18 protein-coding genes are annotated in these 16,649 nt (G+C 71.7%); 13 read left to right on the forward strand and 5 right to left on the reverse strand.

What is annotated here, in order from left to right:
- Positions 1-42 precede the first annotated feature (42 nt).
- The 11 genes from mshD (at position 43) to pstB (ending at position 12,100) form a co-directional block, all read left to right on the forward strand.
- Entirely contained in the window at positions 43-981 is a 939-nt protein-coding gene (gene mshD, locus E2B92_RS10205; protein ID WP_126884666.1) for a mycothiol synthase, read from the forward strand.
- A gap of 93 nt (positions 982-1,074) precedes the next feature.
- Positions 1,075-1,461, forward strand: a complete 387-nt coding sequence (locus E2B92_RS10210; protein WP_126884667.1) for a GntR family transcriptional regulator — start codon at positions 1,075-1,077, stop codon at positions 1,459-1,461.
- The gene (locus E2B92_RS10215) at positions 1,458-2,348 is read left to right on the forward strand and encodes an ABC transporter ATP-binding protein (protein WP_126884668.1); all 891 of its coding nucleotides are present in this window, start codon (positions 1,458-1,460) and stop codon (positions 2,346-2,348) included. Before E2B92_RS10210 ends, E2B92_RS10215 begins: the two co-directional genes overlap by 4 nt.
- Positions 2,345-3,319, forward strand: a complete 975-nt coding sequence (locus tag E2B92_RS10220; protein ID WP_235023752.1) for an ABC transporter permease — start codon at positions 2,345-2,347, stop codon at positions 3,317-3,319. Before E2B92_RS10215 ends, E2B92_RS10220 begins: the two co-directional genes overlap by 4 nt.
- Positions 3,320-3,492: 173 nt before the next feature.
- Positions 3,493-5,718, forward strand: coding sequence for an RNA degradosome polyphosphate kinase (locus tag E2B92_RS10225; protein ID WP_126884669.1), 2,226 nt, complete (start codon positions 3,493-3,495; stop codon positions 5,716-5,718).
- Positions 5,705-6,655 carry a CHAD domain-containing protein gene (locus E2B92_RS10230; protein ID WP_126884670.1) on the forward strand — a complete coding sequence of 317 codons (951 nt, stop codon included), beginning with the start codon at positions 5,705-5,707 and terminating at the stop codon, positions 6,653-6,655. Before E2B92_RS10225 ends, E2B92_RS10230 begins: the two co-directional genes overlap by 14 nt.
- Entirely contained in the window at positions 6,652-7,053 is a 402-nt protein-coding gene (locus E2B92_RS10235) for an NUDIX hydrolase (RefSeq protein ID WP_312846054.1), read from the forward strand. The genes E2B92_RS10230 and E2B92_RS10235 overlap by 4 nt, the downstream gene beginning before the upstream one ends.
- 940 nt (positions 7,054-7,993) lie before the next feature.
- Positions 7,994-9,124: a phosphate ABC transporter substrate-binding protein PstS gene (gene pstS, locus E2B92_RS10240; RefSeq protein ID WP_126884671.1), complete on the forward strand. Its 1,131-nt coding sequence runs from the start codon at positions 7,994-7,996 to the stop codon at positions 9,122-9,124.
- Positions 9,125-9,236: 112 nt separating this feature from the next.
- Positions 9,237-10,226, forward strand: a complete 990-nt coding sequence (gene pstC / locus E2B92_RS10245) for a phosphate ABC transporter permease subunit PstC (RefSeq protein WP_126884672.1) — start codon at positions 9,237-9,239, stop codon at positions 10,224-10,226.
- Positions 10,226-11,302, forward strand: coding sequence for a phosphate ABC transporter permease PstA (gene pstA, locus E2B92_RS10250; RefSeq protein ID WP_126884673.1), 1,077 nt, complete (start codon positions 10,226-10,228; stop codon positions 11,300-11,302). The genes pstC and pstA overlap by 1 nt, the downstream gene beginning before the upstream one ends.
- 21 nt (positions 11,303-11,323) lie before the next feature.
- Positions 11,324-12,100, forward strand: a complete 777-nt coding sequence (pstB, locus tag E2B92_RS10255; protein WP_126884674.1) for a phosphate ABC transporter ATP-binding protein PstB — start codon at positions 11,324-11,326, stop codon at positions 12,098-12,100.
- A gap of 237 nt (positions 12,101-12,337) precedes the next feature.
- Here pstB and E2B92_RS10260 read toward each other — a convergent pair whose 3' ends face one another.
- Positions 12,338-13,336: an inorganic phosphate transporter gene (locus tag E2B92_RS10260; protein WP_126884675.1), complete on the reverse strand. Its 999-nt coding sequence runs from the start codon at positions 13,334-13,336 to the stop codon at positions 12,338-12,340.
- A 5-nt stretch (positions 13,337-13,341) separates the two neighbouring features.
- Positions 13,342-13,962 carry a DUF47 domain-containing protein gene (locus E2B92_RS10265; RefSeq protein ID WP_126884676.1) on the reverse strand — a complete coding sequence of 207 codons (621 nt, stop codon included), beginning with the start codon at positions 13,960-13,962 and terminating at the stop codon, positions 13,342-13,344.
- 192 nt (positions 13,963-14,154) lie between these two features.
- Here E2B92_RS10265 and E2B92_RS10270 point away from each other — a divergent pair, with 192 nt between their 5' ends.
- Positions 14,155-14,511: a metal-sensitive transcriptional regulator gene (locus E2B92_RS10270; protein ID WP_126884677.1), complete on the forward strand. Its 357-nt coding sequence runs from the start codon at positions 14,155-14,157 to the stop codon at positions 14,509-14,511.
- Between the two features lie 15 nt (positions 14,512-14,526).
- Here the strand turns inward: E2B92_RS10270 and E2B92_RS10275 are convergent, their stop codons facing one another.
- Positions 14,527-14,712 carry a hypothetical protein gene (locus E2B92_RS10275; protein WP_126884678.1) on the reverse strand — a complete coding sequence of 62 codons (186 nt, stop codon included), beginning with the start codon at positions 14,710-14,712 and terminating at the stop codon, positions 14,527-14,529.
- Positions 14,713-14,797: 85 nt separating this feature from the next.
- Complete coding sequence (locus E2B92_RS10280; RefSeq protein ID WP_126884679.1) at positions 14,798-15,613, reverse strand: hypothetical protein; 816 nt, start codon at positions 15,611-15,613, stop codon at positions 14,798-14,800.
- A gap of 97 nt (positions 15,614-15,710) precedes the next feature.
- On the opposite strand from E2B92_RS10280, the gene E2B92_RS10285 reads away from it, so the two are divergent.
- Complete coding sequence (locus tag E2B92_RS10285; RefSeq protein WP_126884680.1) at positions 15,711-15,899, forward strand: hypothetical protein; 189 nt, start codon at positions 15,711-15,713, stop codon at positions 15,897-15,899.
- Here E2B92_RS10285 and E2B92_RS10290 read toward each other — a convergent pair.
- Complete coding sequence (locus E2B92_RS10290) at positions 15,896-16,621, reverse strand: phosphatase PAP2 family protein (RefSeq protein ID WP_126884681.1); 726 nt, start codon at positions 16,619-16,621, stop codon at positions 15,896-15,898. The two genes, E2B92_RS10285 and E2B92_RS10290, sit on opposite strands and share 4 nt — an antisense overlap.
- Positions 16,622-16,649 lie beyond the last annotated feature (28 nt).

The raw sequence follows: 16,649 nt of genomic DNA on the forward strand, positions 1-16,649 counted from the left end.
GGTTACAAGCCGGTTGCCATCCCCCGCCGTAGGCTCGTACGCATGACGACTGACGCCCCCGGACCGGCCCTTGAGCCCGGCCGCCGTATCGAGACCTTCGACGAGCTCACCCACGAGCAGGCCCAGGACGTCCTCGCCCTCCTCGCCGAAGCCGCCCGCGTGGACGGGATGCAGGCCGTCTCCGAACAGGGACGGCTCCAGTTGCGCGGCGGGCGGCGCGAAGGCGTGTCCCACCTGCTGCTCACCGTGCGCGGCGACCTCGTCGGCTACGCCCAGCTCGAGGACACCGACCCCGTGGAGGCCCCGGCCGCCGAGCTGGTCGTCCACCCCGCGCAGCGCGGCCGGGGCCACGGCCGGGCGCTCGGCTCCGCGCTGCTGGCCGCGTCCGGCAAGCGGCTGCGCGTGTGGGCGCACGGCGGCAAGTCGGCCGCCCGCCACCTGTCCCAGGTGCTCGGGCTGACCCTGTTCCGCGAGCTGCGGCAGATGCGCCGGCCGCTCACCGACCTGGCGGACATCCCCGAACCGGTGCTGCCGCCCGGCATCACCGTCCGCACGTTCGTGCCCGGCCAGGACGACGCGGCCTGGCTGGCCGTCAACGCCGCCGCCTTCGCGCACCACCCGGAGCAGGGCTCGCTGACCCAGCGGGACCTGGACGACCGCAAGGCCGAGCCGTGGTTCGACCCGAAGGGCTTCTTCCTCGCCGTACGGGAGCCGGACGGCGAGATCGTGGGCTTCCACTGGACCAAGGTGCACGCCGAGGAGCAGCTCGGCGAGGTGTACGTGGTCGGGGTCGGCCCCGAGGCGCAGGGCGGCGGCCTCGGCAAGGCGCTGACCGCCATCGGGCTGCGGCACCTGGCGGCGGAGGGCCTGCCGACGGCGATGCTGTACGTGGACGCCGACAACACGGCGGCGGTGCGGGTGTACGAGGGGATGGGCTTCACCACGCACGAGGTGGACCTGATGTACCGCTCGGAGACCTGAGCCGCGACGACCGAGGAGGGCGGGGTGTTGACACCCCGCCCTCTTCTGCACCACCCTTTCACTACTTGATTAGTGAAAGGGTGGTGCAGGGACGTGGTCGCGTACCGCATCGACCGGCGCAGCGGCGTCGCCACCTACCTCCAGATCGTCCAGCAGACCAAACAGGCCCTCCGCCTGGGCCTGCTGGAACCCGGAGACAGGCTGCCGACGGCCCGCGAGGTCGTCGAAGCCACCGCCATCAACCCGAACACGGTGCTCAAGGCCTACCGCGAGCTGGAACGGGAGGGCCTCGTCGAGGCCCGCCGGGGCCTCGGCACCTTCGTACGGAAGACCCTGGGCAGCGCCCCCGCCGACTCCCCCCTGCGCGGCGAACTCGCCGACTGGGCCGCCCGCGCCCGCGCGGCCGGACTGGAGCGGGACGACGTGACGGCGCTGTTCACCTCCGTACTGGACCAGCTCTACGAGGGGGACGACTCATGACCAGCGCGCTGGAGGCCCGGGGCCTCACCCAACGCTACGGACGGCGGAAGACCGCGCTCCAGGACTGCGCCTTCCGGCTCCCCGAGGGGCGGATCTGCGCCCTCGTCGGCCCCAACGGAGCCGGCAAGTCCACGCTCCTCGCCCTGGCCGCCGGCCTCCTGCGGCCCACCGCCGGCACGCTCGGGGTCCTCGGCACCGACCCGGCCTCCGCCCGCGATCGCGTGGCGTACGTCGCCCAGGACAAGCCGCTGTACACCCAGCTCACCGTCGCCGAAACCCTCCGCATGGGCGCAGAGCTCAACCCCGGCCGCTGGGACGCCGGGACCGCCGACCGGATCGCCGGCCCCCTGGACCGCGCCGCCCGCGTCCGCACCCTCTCCGGCGGCCAGCGCACCCGCGTCGCGCTCGCCCTCGCGCTCGGCAAGCGGCCCGAACTGCTCCTGCTCGACGAGCCGATGGCCGACCTCGACCCGCTCGCCCGCCACCAGCTCATGGGCGCGCTCATGGCGGACGCGGCCGAACGCGGCACCACCGTCGTGATGTCGTCGCACATCCTCACCGAGCTGGAGGGCGCCTGCGACCACCTGCTCCTGGTCGCCGGCGGCCGGATCCGCCTCGGCGGCGACATCGACGACCTCCTCGCCGCCCACACCCTGCTCACCGGCCCGGCCGGCGACCTCGGCCCGCACACGGTCGTGGAGTCCCGCGTCACCGGCCGCCAGCTCACCGCGCTGGTCCGCCACGACGGCCCGGTCGACACCCGCGCCTGGCACCCCACGCAGCCGTCCCTGGAGGACCTCTTGCTCGCCCACCTCCGCTCCCCCGACGCCCCGCCGCTCCTCATCCCGAGCGCGTCCACCGACACGGACGGGACGGTGGCGGCGTGAGCGCGAACCTTCTGGCGGGGCCGCGCTGGGTCGCGGTGCGCCAGCACCGGCGGCCGCTGTGGACCGCACTGGGCCTGCTCCTCGTCGCCGTCGGGATGATGCTCGGCTCCCGCCTCTGGGCGGACGCCGCGGTGGAGGCTCTGCGGACCACGGGCTGCGCCGTCGACTCCCCGGGCCCGCGCTGCTTCCAGGCGGCCCGCGAGTACACCGACTCGATCTGGGCGGCCCGCCACCTCATCGAGTACACCGCGCTCGGCATGATCGCGCTGCCCGTCGTCGTCGGGGCCTTCATGGCCGGGCCGATGATCGCCAGGGAGATGGAGACCGGCACGTACCTGGTGGCGTGGAGCCAGTCCGTGTCCCCGGCCCGCTGGCTGGCGGCCAAGCTCTCCGTCCCTCTGGTGGCCGTCGTCGCGGGCACGGTGCTGCTGGCCCAGCTCTTCCGCTGGGCGTGGTCGACGGGCCCCGCCCACGCCTTTCCCACGTACTGGTACGAGCCCACGATGTACGCCTCCATCGGAGCCGTACCGACGGCCTCCGCCGTGATGGGCGTCGCGGTGGGCACGCTCATCGGCCTGCTGGTGCGCCGGACCGTCGTCGCCATGGGCGTCACCGCCCTGGTCACCGGCACGGTCCTCGCCGTCCTGGCCCAGACACGCGCCCACCTCTGGCCGGTCCGCACCCTCACCGGCCACGACCTCCCGGAACTCCCGATCTCGCGGGTGTGGCGGGTGGACGCCGGCGTCATCGGACCGTCCGGCGAGCGCGTGTCCACGGCGGACTGCTACGGCGACATCTCCCAGATGCCCGCGCTGTGCGGCGTCAGGGGCGGCAAGGTGACCCACTACCTCGACCACCACCCCGGCGACCACTTCTGGCCCATCCAGCTCGTCGAGACCGGCATCGTCCTCGCCCTCGCCGCACTGGCCACAGTGCTGGCCTTCCGGGTGCTGCGCCGCCACCACGCGTAACCGGCGCCCGGGGGCGGACGGCCCGGACGGGGGTCCGGCCGTCCGCCCCCAGCACGTCACGTAACCGTTACCGACCATTCAGACACGCTTGCGACGCTCGCTCAATGAAGCCCGCCGTGTCCGCGGCCCGCTCCGACGCGCTTGACCAGCCCATCGCGCGGAAGAATGGTGCCATGAGCCAGCAGCCCGCCGAGGTCCAGGTCCCGCAGTCCCAGCCGTCCGTCGGCTCCATAGCCGCGCACCGGCCGCACACCGTGGCACACGTGCCCGTGTCCGACCTGGCGCGGGATCTCGACGCCGATCTCGACTCGTACGAGGACGACGGCACCGGCGCCGAGCTGCCGGCCGGCCGGTTCCTGGACCGGGAGCGCAGTTGGCTGGCGTTCAACGAGCGGGTGCTGGAGCTCGCCGAGGACCCGGCGACCCCGCTCCTCGAACGGGCGAACTTCCTCGCGATCTTCGCCTCCAACCTGGACGAGTTCTTCATGGTCCGGGTCGCCGGCCTCAAGCGCCGGATCGCCACCGGCGTGGCCACCCGCTCCGCCTCCGGGCTCCAGCCCCGCGAAGTCCTCGACCTGATCTGGACCCGGTCCCGGGAGCTCATGGCCCGCCACGCGGCCTGCTTCCAGCAGGACATCGCCCCCGCCCTGGCCGACGAGGGCATCCACCTCATCCGCTGGCCCGACCTGACCGAGAAGGAGCAGGCGCGGCTGTTCACCCTGTTCCGCCAGCAGATCTTCCCGGTCCTCACCCCGCTCGCCGTCGACCCCGCGCACCCCTTCCCGTACATCTCCGGCCTCTCCCTCAACCTGGCCGTCGTCGTCCGCAACCCCGTCAGCGGCCACCGCCACTTCGCACGCGTGAAGGTCCCGCCGCTGCTCTCGCGCTTCCTCGAAGCCTCCCCGCAGCGGTACGTCCCGCTCGAGGACGTCATCGCCGCGCACCTGGAGGAGCTGTTCCCCGGCATGGAGGTGCTGGCGCACCACATGTTCCGGGTGACCCGCAACGAGGACCTGGAGGTCGAGGAGGACGACGCCGAGAACCTCCTCCAGGCCCTGGAGAAGGAGCTCATGCGGCGCCGCTTCGGCCCGCCCGTGCGCCTGGAGGTCGAGGAGTCGATCGACCCGTACGTCCTCGACCTCCTCGTGCGCGAGCTGAAGGTCTCCGACGCCGAGGTCTACCCGCTGCCCGGCCCGCTCGACCTGACCGGCCTGTTCGGCATCTCCGCCCTCGACCGGCCGGAGCTGAAGTACCCCAAGTTCGTCGCCGGCACCCACCGCGACCTCGCCGAGGTCGAGTCGGCGTCCGCGCCCGACATCTTCGCGGCGCTGCGCGAACGGGACGTGCTGCTGCACCACCCGTACGACTCCTTCTCCACCTCCGTACAGGCCTTCCTGGAGCAGGCGGCGGGCGACCCCGACGTCCTGGCGATCAAGCAGACCCTGTACCGGACCTCCGGCGACTCCCCCATAGTCGACGCCCTCATCGACGCGGCCGAGTCCGGCAAGCAGGTCCTCGTCCTCGTCGAGATCAAGGCCCGCTTCGACGAGCAGGCCAACATCAAGTGGGCGCGCAAGCTGGAGGAGGCGGGCTGCCACGTCGTCTACGGGCTGGTCGGCCTGAAGACCCACTGCAAGCTGTCGCTCGTCGTCCGCCAGGAGGGCGAGACGCTGCGCCGCTACAGCCACGTCGGCACCGGCAACTACCACCCCAAGACCGCCCGGCTGTACGAGGACCTGGGCCTGCTCACCGCCGACCCGCAGGTCGGCGCGGACCTGTCCGACCTGTTCAACCGGCTGTCGGGCTACTCGCGCCGGGAGACGTACCGCCGCCTGCTCGTCGCGCCCAAGTCGCTGCGCGACGGCCTGGTCTCACGGATCAACAAGGAGGTCGTCCACCACCGTGCCGGGCGGCCCGCCCACGTCCGCATCAAGGTCAACTCGATGGTCGACGAGGCCGTCATCGACGCCTGCTACCGCGCCTCGCAGGCCGGCGTGCCGGTGGACATCTGGGTGCGCGGCATCTGCGCCGTCCGGCCGGGCGTCGCGGGCCTGTCGGAGAACATCCGGGTCCGCTCGATCCTCGGCCGCTTCCTCGAACACTCCCGCATCTTCGCCTTCGGGAACGGCGGCGAGCCCGAAGTCTGGTTCGGCAGCGCGGACATGATGCACCGCAACCTCGACCGGCGCATAGAGGCACTGGTACGGGTCTCCGACCCCGCCCACCGCGCCGCACTCAACCGGCTGCTGGACACCGGCATGGCCGACACCACCTCCTCCTGGCACCTCGGCCCGGACGGGGACTGGACGCGCCACGCCCACGACCACGACGGCCAGCCGCTGCGGCACGTCCAGGAGATGCTGATCGACGCGCGGAGGCGCCGACGTGCTCAAACCTGACCAGGCGACCGCCGGCGAGGTCCTGTCGCCCTACCTCCACGCCCGGGCGGCGGACTTCCTCCGCGCCCTCCGGCTCCACACCGACCCCGGCCCGAACGCGGCGGGAGCCGAGGCGGCCGCCCGGGCCCTGCGCGCCGCCGCCCGCCGCATCGGCGGCACGCTGCACACCTACCGGCCACTGCTGGACACCGCCTGGGCGGACCAGCTCCGCGCCGAGCTGGCCTGGCTGTCGGGCACCCTGGCCGCCGAGCACGCCTGTACGTCACGGCTCGTCCGGCTCGTCGACGCGCTGTCCCGGCTGTCCGGCGGCACGGCGACCGTCCCGGCGCCCCGGCGCGGCGGAGCGGACGGCTCCGCCGGCTCCGGGGCGGAAGCCCTGGCCGTGGGCGCCGCGCGGGCGGGCGCGCTGCTGGAGCGCCAGCTCACCCTGGCCCGTACCCGCGCCCACTCGGCCGCGCTCCAGGCGATGGGCTCCTCCCGGTTCCACGCGGTCGCCGACGCCGTGGCGCTGCTCGCCTCGGAGGTACCGCTGGGCCCCGCCGCCGCAGCGCCGGCCTCCGAGGTGCTCGGCCCGCCCGCGGAGGTCGTCGAGCGGCGCCTGCTGGACGCCGTGGCCGCCCTGCCCATGGCCCCCGCGGTGGGCGGCGAGCAGCTCGACGGGCCGTGGCACCAGGTGCGGCTGCTGCTGCGGCTGCACCGGTACGCGGGCGAGGTGCGGGACGCGGAGCCGCCTCTGTACGAGGCGGGGCGGGCGCTGGACCGCCACCGGGACGCCGCCGAGGCGGCCGCCGCCGCCGCGACCGCCGCGCGGACGCCGCGCATCGCGCCCGCGACGGCGTACGCGCTCGGGGTGCTCCACGCCGACCAGCGGCACGACGTGGAGGCGGCACGGCACGCCTTCCACCGCGCCTGGCAGCGCACGGCGGTGACCACGTGATCCGCGCGGCGGGCTGCGTGCTGTGGCGCCGCGCGCCCGGCGGCGACGGGGTCGAACTGGCCGTGATCCACCGCCCCAAGCACGGGGACTGGTCCCTGCCCAAGGGCAAGCTCGAGCCCGGCGAGGACTCACGGCACGCGGCGGTACGCGAGGTGCTGGAGGAGACCGGCATGACGTGCACCCTGGGCGCCCCGCTCCCCACCGCCCGCTACAAGGCCGGCGGCCGCCTCAAGGAGGTCGTCTACTGGGCGGCCGAGGCCACGGGCGGGGCCTTCGTCCGCAACAAGGAGGTGGACGAACTGCTCTGGCTGCCCCCCGCGGCCGCGCGGGCACGCCTCTCGTACGACCAGGACAAGGAACTCGTCACGGCGTTCCTGGCCACCCGCCCGGCCCACTGACGCCCCTGGTGTCACCCCCGGGTGGTGGTAGGGCGTGGCCCCCTTCTGTCTTGCCCGCCGGCCGGTCGGTGGTGCGGCCGGAGCCGGTGGGTGGGGGGCGTGGCCCCTCCGGGCTCGCCTCCTCGAGGCCGGCGGCCTTGGCTCTCACACAAGGGAGCCCTTCCGTTGCCGCCAACCTCTGCGGGGGCGACCCTGCACGGCCCCACCCCGGCCGTACGCCGTCCGCGGGCCGGTGGGTGTGTGGGGACGGCGGTCCTCCTGTCGTACGCCGACGGCGGCCGGCAAGTGTGAAGAGACGGCGAGGAGGGGCCGTGCAGGGTCGCCCCCGCAGCCGATTGGCGGCGTGAAACGGCTACGAGACTGGCTCGGCACCCCGCCAACGGCGAGGAGGCGAGCCCGGAGGGGCCCCGACCCTTGCCCACCGGCATCAGCCGACCCACCGGTGACCGCGCCGCACGGCACCCGCCCCGACCCTTGCCCACCGGCATCAGCCGACCCACCGGTGACCGCGCCGCACGGCACCCCGCAGGGGCCACGCGTCCGCGTCACACGCCCGGGTTACTCCCCGGCCACCGGCTCGCCCCCCGTGCGGGTGGTCCAGGCTTCGCCCCGTGTGCCGCACGCACCGGCGTACGCCCCGCGCCCGGTGCGACGCGGCGCCCCACGGGCCGGGCAGCACACCGCTCCGCCCCGCACAAGGTGCACCGCTCCCACGCGCGGCGCCGCAGGACAATGAGCCGCACGGTGGCTCACCACGGCTTCCGTCACGGTTCACCTGCCGTTCACTCTCCCCCGTCGGCCATGTCACCTGTCCTGCCTAATTTCGGCCGTACAAGGTGACCGGCTCCGCGCCGCGCGCCCCACCATCCAACCGACACACGCCGCCACCAGAAAACCGGCAGACAGACACCGCGGCGGCTCCTGGAAGGAACACCCGAAAGTGAAGCTTCAGCGCAAGAACGGGCTTCGCGCCACCGCGCTCGGCGCCCTCGCCGTCTCCGGCGCCCTGGTCCTCACGGCGTGTGGTTCGGACGACAACACCGGCGCCACCGACGGCGGCAAGAAGACCGGGGCAGCGTCGAACATCGCGTGCGCCGAGGCCAAGGGCCAGCTCCTGGCCTCCGGCTCCTCCGCACAGAAGAACGCCATGGACCTGTGGGTCAAGAACTACATGGCCGCCTGCCCGGGCGTGGAGATCAACTACAAGTCCTCCTCCTCCGGTGAGGGCATCGTCGCGTTCAACCAGGGCACGGTCGGCTTCGCCGGCTCCGACTCCGCGCTGAAGCCGGACGAGGTCGCCGAGTCCAAGAAGATCTGCAAGACCGGCCAGGGCATCAACCTCCCGATGGTCGGCGGCCCGATCGCCATCGGCTACAACGTGCCCGGCGTGAAGGACCTGGTCCTCGACGCGCCCACGATCGCCAAGATCTTCAACGACAAGATCAAGAAGTGGGACGACCCGGCGATCGCCAAGCTCAACCCGGGCGCCAAGCTCCCGAGCACCGCCATCCAGGCGTTCCACCGCTCCGAGGACTCCGGCACCACCCAGAACCTCGGCAAGTACCTCGGCAAGGCCGCCAAGGCGGACTGGCCCTACGAGGCCGAGAAGAAGTGGCCCGCCCCCGGCGGCCAGGCCGCGTCCGGCTCCTCCGGTGTCGCCGCCCAGGTGAAGCAGTCCGAGGGCGCGATCGGCTACTTCGAGCTCAGCTACGCCACCTCGCAGAACATCCCGACGGTCCAGATCAACACCGGCGCCTCCGCCCCCGTCGCGGCCACCTCGGAGAACGCCTCCAAGGCCATCGCCGCCGCCAAGGTCAAGGGCACCGGCAAGGACCTGGCGCTCGAGCTGGACTACGCCACCAAGGCCGAGGGCGCGTACCCGATCGTCCTGGTGACCTACGAGGTCGTCTGCGACAGCGGCAACAAGGCCGAGACCCTCGGCACGGTCAAGTCCTTCCTGGCCTACACCTCCTCCGAGGAGGGCCAGAAGGTCCTGTCCGAGGCGGGCTACGCCCCGATCCCGGCCGAGATCAACGCCAAGGTCCGCGAGACCGTCAAGGGCCTGTCCTAAGCGCACACCAGGCCGGCCCGGCCACTGGCCGGGCCGGCCTCCACCCCATCCGGTGCACCGCCGCCAGGGGAGCCGCCGACCGCGGACTTCCCCCACACAGACCGGAAAGACCATGGCTATAACGACTGACAACGCACCGGCTCCGCCGGTCGCCGGGAAGCCGGGCGCCACCTCCACGGGTCGCGCGGGCGACAAGATCTTCCTCGGCCTCTCCCGGGGCTCGGGCATCCTGCTCCTGGTGATCATGGCGTCGATCGCCGTGTTCCTCACCTACCGGGCCACGCTCGCCCTCTCCGTGAACGAGGGCAACTTCCTCACCACCTTCGACTGGAACCCGGCCGGCGACCCGCCCGTCTTCGGCATCGCGGTCCTGCTCTTCGGCACGATCGTGAGCTCGATCATCGCGATGGTGATCGCGGTCCCGATCGCCGTCGGCATCGCGCTGTTCATCTCGCACTACGCGCCCCGCAGGCTGGCCGCGCCCCTCGCGTACGTGGTCGACCTGCTGGCCGCCGTGCCGTCGATCATCTACGGCATCTGGGGCGCCCTCTTCCTCGTCCCGTACCTCGAGGGCCTGAACCTCTGGCTGGACCAGTTCCTCGGCTGGACGTACATCTTCGAGAAGACCGAGGTCGGCGTCGCCCGCTCGCTGTTCACCGTCGGCATCCTGCTGGCGATCATGATCCTGCCGATCGTGACCAGCGTCAGCCGTGAGGTCTTCCTCCAGGTGCCGCGCATGAACGAGGAGGCCGCCCTGGCCCTCGGCGCCACCCGCTGGGAGGTCATCCGCCTCTCCGTGCTGCCCTTCGGCCGCTCCGGCGTCATCTCCGCCTCGATGCTGGGCCTCGGCCGCGCGCTCGGCGAGACGATGGCCGTCGCCACGGTCCTCTCCCCGAGCTTCGTGATCTCGCTGCACCTGCTCAACCCGGGCGGCGGCACGTTCGCCCAGAACATCGCCGCGAAGTTCGACGAGGCCAACGAGCTCGGGCGCGACGCCCTGATCGCCTCCGGCCTGGTGCTCTTCGTCCTCACCCTGCTGGTCAACGGCGCGGCCCGCCTGATCATCGCGCGCCGCAAGGAGTACTCGGGGGCGAACGCCTGATGAGCAACATGATCCAGGACGCCACGCCCGTCCGTTCCCACTCCCTGCCCTCGGCAGGCCTGAGCGCGCGCCGCCTGCCGCGCTGGGCGCCGGCCGGCGTCGCCGCCGTGTCCCTCGCCCTCGGCATCGGCATCGGCGTGGCCGCCGGCCTGGACAGCCGCATCCAGTGGGGCCTGATCGCGGCCGCCCTGTTCGTCGTCATCTCCTACACGGCCACCACGGTCGTCGAGAACCGGCGCCAGGCCAAGGACCGGCTCGCCACCAGCGTCGTCTGGGTGTGCTTCGTCCTCGCCGTCGTACCGCTGCTGTCCCTGATCTGGACGACGGTCAGCCGGGGCATCAAGGTCCTCGACGCGTACTTCCTCACCCACTCGATGGCCGGTGTCCCCGGCTTCGAGGCCGGCGGCGGTGTCTACCACGCGCTGGTCGGCACGCTCCAGCAGGTCGGCCTCGCCACCCTGGTCTCCGCGCCGATCGGCCTGCTGACCGCCGTCTACCTCGTCGAGTACGGCAAGGGCGCCCTCGCCAAGGCCGTGACCTTCTTCGTCGACGTCATGACGGGCATCCCGTCGATCGTCGCCGGTCTGTTCATCCTCTCGATCATGCTGATCGCCGGCCTGGCCCCGTCCGGCCTGATGGGCGCCCTGGCGCTGGCGATCCTGATGATCCCGGTGGTGGTCCGCTCCACGGAGGAGATGCTCAAGCTCGTTCCGAACGAGCTGCGCGAGGCCGCGCTGGCCCTCGGCGTACCGAAGTGGCGCGTCATCCTGAAGGTGGTCATCCCGACCGCGATCGGGGGTATCACGACAGGTGTGATGCTCGCGATCGCCCGCATCGCCGGTGAGACCGCCCCGATCATGCTGCTGGTCTTCGGCAGCCAGTTGATCAACACCAACCCGTTCGAAGGTGCCCAGTCCTCGCTCCCCTTCTACATCTGGGAGCAGTACAAGGTCGGCAGTGAGGCGTCGTACGACCGCGCCTGGGCCGCCGCCCTCGTCCTGATCGCCTTCGTCATGATCCTCAACCTGGTCGCCCGCGGCATCGCCCGCTGGAAGGCCCCGAAGACCGGCCGCTGAGGCCACCTGGAAGTGATTGAAATGGCCAAGCGAATCGACGTCAGCGGCCTGACCGCCTACTACGGCGCCCACAAGGCGATCGACGACATCTCCATGACCGTCGAGCCCCGCTCCGTGACGGCCTTCATCGGCCCGTCCGGCTGCGGCAAGTCCACCTTCCTGCGCACCCTGAACCGCATGCACGAGGTCACCCCCGGTGGCCGCGTCGAGGGCAAGGTGATGCTGGACGACGAGAACCTGTACGGCTCGAACGTCGACCCCGTCGCCGTGCGCCGCACGGTCGGCATGGTCTTCCAGCGCCCGAACCCCTTCCCCACGATGTCCATCTTCGACAACGTGGCGGCGGGCCTGCGCCTCAACGGCACGTACAAGAAGAACCAGCTCGCCGAGGTCGTCGAGCGCTCCCTCAAGGGCGCGAACCTCTGGAACGAGGTCAAGGACCGCCTCAACAAGCCGGGCTCCGGCCTCTCCGGCGGTCAGCAGCAGCGCCTGTGCATCGCCCGCGCGATCGCGGTCGAGCCGGACGTGCTGCTGATGGACGAGCCCTGCTCGGCGCTCGACCCGATCTCCACGCTCGCCATCGAGGACCTGATCAGCGAGCTGAAGGAACGGTTCACGATCGTCATCGTCACGCACAACATGCAGCAGGCCGCCCGCGTCTCCGACCGCACGGCCTTCTTCAACCTGGCGGCCGTCGGCCAGCCCGGCAAGCTGGTCGAGATCGACGACACGGAGCGCATCTTCTCCAACCCGTCGGTCCAGGCGACGGAGGACTACATCTCCGGCCGCTTCGGCTAGTCGCCACCCGGAACTCCTTGCGGTGCTGCATGGCGGTGCCACCGCAAGGCCAAAGGGCCCGCCCCCTCTCCCAGGGGGCGGGCCCTTCCGTATGTCCGGGGCGTTCCCGCCTATCCGAAGATCAACCGCACCACGAAGAAGCTCGCCGCCGCGACCAGCGCGGCCGCCGGCATGGTGATACCGCATCCCCCGGGGGATAACCCCCGGACCCCCAGCACAGCCGTGCGGCGTTCCCGCCTATCCGAAGATCAACCGCACCACGAAGAAGCTCGCCGCCGCGACCAGCGCGGCCGCCGGCATGGTGATGAACCAGCCGAGGATGATGTTCTTCGCGACGCCCCACCGCACCGCGTTCACCCGCTTCGTCGCGCCGACGCCCATGATCGCCGACGTGATGACGTGCGTGGTCGAGATCGGCGCGTGGAACAGGAACGCCGAACCGAACATGATCGACGCGCCCGTCGTCTCCGCGGCGAACCCCTGCGGCGGGTCCAGCTCGATGATCTTGCGGCCCAGGGTGCGCATGATGCGCCAGCCGCCCGCGTACGTACCCAGCGAGAGCATCACCGCGCAGGCGACCTTCACCCACACCGGGATCGGGTCACCGGCCTGCTCGACGTCCGCGATGACCAGGGCCATGACCACGATGCCCATCGTCTTCTGGGCGTCCTGGAGACCGTGACCGAGCGCCATGCCCGCCGCCGACACCGTCTGCGCGATACGGAAGCCCCGCTTGGCCTTGTGCGGGTTCGCCTTGCGGAAGAGCCACATGATCCCGCACATCACCAGGTAGCCGACCAGCAGGCCGACCACCGGCGACACGAACATCGGGATGACGATCTTGTCGACGACACCGGACCAGATGACCTGCGTACCGCCCGCCAGCGCCGCGCCCACCATGCCGCCGAACAGCGCGTGCGAGGACGACGACGGCAGGCCGAAGTACCAGGTGACCAGGTTCCAGACGATCGCGCCGACCAGCGCCGCGAAGAGGATGCCCATGCCCCGGGAACCCTCGGGCGTGGCGATCAGGCCCTCGCTGACGGTCTTGGCGACGCCGCTGCCGAGGAAGGCACCGGCGAGGTTCATGACCGCCGCCATGGCGAGCGCCGCACGCGGGGTCAGCGCGCGGGTGGAGACGGACGTGGCGATGGCGTTCGCCGAGTCGTGGAAGCCGTTGGTATACGTGAAACCGAGCGCGACACCGATGGTCACGACCAGTGCGAAGGTGTCCACGAAGCTCAGGACTCCTTGACCGCGATGGTCTCCACCGTGTTGGCCACGTGCTCGAACGCGTCGGCGGCCTCTTCCAGCACGTCCACGATCTGCTTCAGCTTGAGCACCTCGATGGCGTCGTACTTGCCGTTGAAGAGGTGGGCGAGCAGCTTGCGGTGGATCTGGTCCGCCTGGTTCTCCAGCCGGTTGACCTCGATCCAGTACTCGGTGAGGTTCTCCATCGTGCGCAGGTGCGGCATCGCCTCGGCGGTCAGCTCGGCAGCCCGCGCCAGCACCTCGATCTGCTGCTCGACACCCTTCGGCAGCTCCTCCACGTTGTAGAGGACGACGAGGTCGACGGCCTCCTCCATGAAGTCCATGATGTCGTCGAGCGACGACGCGAGGGAGTAGATGTCCTCACGGTCGAACGGCGTGATGAAAGAGGAGTTGAGCTGGTGGAAGATCGCGTGGGTCGCGTCGTCGCCCGCGTGCTCCGCTGCCCGCATCCGCTCCGCGATCTCGGCCCGGGCGGAAGGCTCCGCTCCGAGCAGTTCCATCAGGAGCTTGGAGCCCGTGACGATGTTGTCCGCGGAAGCGGAGAACATGTCGTAGAAGCTCGTCTCCCTGGGGGTCAGACGAAAGCGCACGTGGGGTCCTCTAGGTGCATGGGTTCGGTCAGGCTGATGCTAGGCGCATCATCCGGCCACGGCTAACCGGCGTCATTCAGTGTCGCCCATCAGGCACAGTGAACAGAACCGGGCCCCGCCACCTTCGGCACAGGATCGGTACCCTATACCCACGAGGGGTATAGCAGCCCTTACGGACAACGGGAGGACGCGATGACGACCACCGAGGCGGCCGGCCTTCCGGTCACGGAGGACGGCACCGGGCCGGCGACGGACCACGACCACGGTGTGCACGGGTACCACAAGCAGAAGAGCGAGCACCTCAAGCGCCTGCGCCGCATCGAGGGCCAGATCCGCGGCCTCCAGCGGATGGTCGACGAGGACGTCTACTGCATCGACATACTCACCCAGGTCTCCGCGTCCACGAAGGCCCTCCAGTCCTTCGCCCTCCAGCTCCTGGAGGAGCACCTCCGGCACTGCGTCGCCGACGCCGCGGTCAAGGGCGGTGACGAGATCGACGCGAAGGTCGAGGAGGCGACGAAGGCCATCGCCCGCATGATGCGGACCTGACGGCCGTCCCGCGCGTCACCGGGGCGCGGCCGGCCCGCCGCGCCCCTCGGGTATCACGTTCAGCACCTCGTCGATGAGGTCCGCGCTGAGCCGCTCCCCGTCCGCGGCGGACGCCGCGATCATCAACTCACCGCACAGCTCGATCTCGGCGAGGGCCACGTGGTCCTGGACTGTCGTCGGAGTGGGCGGGGCCACGCGCATCACCTCTTCCTGCCGGTGTCGGCTTCCTAGCGTAGGGAGCGCGACACGTACCGCGCATGGCACGTCCGGACCATTCTTCCGATGGTCAGGTCTTGACCTTCCCCGCGTAGATGTCCTCGCGCGGCGGCAGCTCGACGACGACCGGGACGCCGAACCCGAACAGCAGGGTCGTGGAGGCGACGGCCACCGTACGGCCCTGATTGGCGACGCTGAACTGGTGGCGCACCTTGCGCAGCCGCCCCTCCCGGTCCAGGTAGGCGTCGAACGGGACGGCGTCCTTGGCGAACCCTTTCGCCGCCGCCGCGAGCGCCCCGCGCACCTGCGGGGAGGCCGCCCGCGCCGCCCGGCCCAGGTCGCTGACCCCCCGGTAGTGGACGACCGGCACGCCCGCGAGCTCCTCCTCGCCGACGTAGGTCACGTCCCGTGCGCCGCGCAGCAGCTCGGCGGCGGCCGCCGGGTCGGTCGCCCCGCCCGTGACGAGGTTGCCGTCCTCCAGGGTGGTGGTGTCGACGCGGACCCACTTGTCGGCGGGGACACCGGCGCCCCTGTTCTTCATGTAGAGCGCGCCGGGCGCGAGGAGCTCGGTGATCGGGCGGTGTCCGTCCGCCCCGGACGGGTCGGCGGGAAGGACGACTTTCAGCCGCCCGTGCCGCCTGACGAAGTCGTACGCGCCCTCGCCCCGGATGGTGACCCGCGTCCCGCCGGTCGCCATCTCCATGGACGTCCGCGCCTTGGACGTGCCCGCCCGGGTCAGCGCGTCGGGGGCACCGCGCACCGCGGCACCCGGGTCGACACCGGGGGAGGCGTCGGCCGCCGCGGAACAACCGGTGACCACCGCACCCACCACGGCGGCCGCAACGGCGAACGCGCCGCTCCTGCGCCAATGCTGCTGCACCACCATCGCCTGCCAACCCCCAACACTGTGCGGCTGCCCGAGACCCCCACCCGCCTCGCATAACGACCACACCGGCGCACCGTCACGCCGGTACCGTGGAGCTGTGCACGCGCATCACCAGACGCCCGCCGTCCCGGGCGTGGGAGACCACCACAACGCCACGACCACCGAGCGGGGTTCGTTCGCCGTCGCCCGCTGCACCTGCGGCTGGGCGGGACCCGCCAGACGGTCCCGGGACCGGGCGCGGCTGGACGCGGCGGCACACATGGCCGCCCCGCCGGAGAGGCCCTAGGCGGCCAGGTCGTTCTCGTCCGTGCCGGACGCGGAGCCGGAGCCGAGCTGGGACTCGGGGATGTCGAGCGTCTCGTGCCGCTCCCTCGCGGGCGCCCTGCGCGACCGTACGAGCCGGCCGGCCCGCCCGGAGCGGGCCACCGCGGACACCAGCGGCGTCAGGAGCGCGAGCGCGACCGGGGCGAGGAGCAGCGCGACCGCCGTACCGAGGGCGAAGCCGCCGACGACGTCGGTCGGGTAGTGCACGCCCATGTAGACGCGGCAGAAGCCCTCGAGGAGGGCGAGGCCGATGGCGGCGAGGCCGAACCGGCGGTTGGCGACGAAGACCCCGACGCCGATGGCCATCGCCATGGTGGCGTGGTCGCTGACGAAGGAGAAGTCCGTCTTCCCGTCCACCAGCACTTCCAGTCCCTGGTGGTCGTAGAACGGGCGGGGCCGCTCCACGAAGCCCCGGATGGGGATGTTGACGAGCAGGGCGACACCGGCGGCCAGCGGCGCCCACACCAGGCCCGCGACGGCCGCGACCGAGTCCTCGGCCGAGCCGCGCCGGCGCACGCTCCACCAGCACCAGAGCACGACGAGCACCATCGCGAGCATGATCCCGTACTCGCCGGTGAACTCCATGACACGGTCGAACCACGAAGGGGCGTCCTTCGCCAGGCCGTTGATGTCGTAGAGCAGGCCGACATCGGGGTTCGAACCGTCCGATGCGAGTCCAGCCATCTGCTGCGGCCCCTTGCCTTGTGTCACC

Origin of the sequence: Streptomyces sp. WAC05374 (genome assembly GCF_004353505.1) — a bacterium.
Lineage (GTDB): Bacteria > Actinomycetota > Actinomycetes > Streptomycetales > Streptomycetaceae > Streptomyces.

Coding starts and splice junctions, on each gene's coding strand:
- E2B92_RS10275 (WP_126884678.1), bottom strand. CDS start 14,712: ATGCGCGTGGCCCCGCCCACTCCGACGACAGTCCAGGACCACGTGGCC.
- E2B92_RS10280 (WP_126884679.1), bottom strand. CDS start 15,613: ATGGTGGTGCAGCAGCATTGGCGCAGGAGCGGCGCGTTCGCCGTTGCG.
- pstA (WP_126884673.1), top strand. CDS start 10,226: ATGAGCAACATGATCCAGGACGCCACGCCCGTCCGTTCCCACTCCCTG.
- pstB (WP_126884674.1), top strand. CDS start 11,324: ATGGCCAAGCGAATCGACGTCAGCGGCCTGACCGCCTACTACGGCGCC.
- E2B92_RS10270 (WP_126884677.1), top strand. CDS start 14,155: ATGACGACCACCGAGGCGGCCGGCCTTCCGGTCACGGAGGACGGCACC.
- E2B92_RS10225 (WP_126884669.1), top strand. CDS start 3,493: ATGAGCCAGCAGCCCGCCGAGGTCCAGGTCCCGCAGTCCCAGCCGTCC.
- pstC (WP_126884672.1), top strand. CDS start 9,237: ATGGCTATAACGACTGACAACGCACCGGCTCCGCCGGTCGCCGGGAAG.
- E2B92_RS10290 (WP_126884681.1), bottom strand. CDS start 16,621: ATGGCTGGACTCGCATCGGACGGTTCGAACCCCGATGTCGGCCTGCTC.
- mshD (WP_126884666.1), top strand. CDS start 43: ATGACGACTGACGCCCCCGGACCGGCCCTTGAGCCCGGCCGCCGTATC.
- E2B92_RS10215 (WP_126884668.1), top strand. CDS start 1,458: ATGACCAGCGCGCTGGAGGCCCGGGGCCTCACCCAACGCTACGGACGG.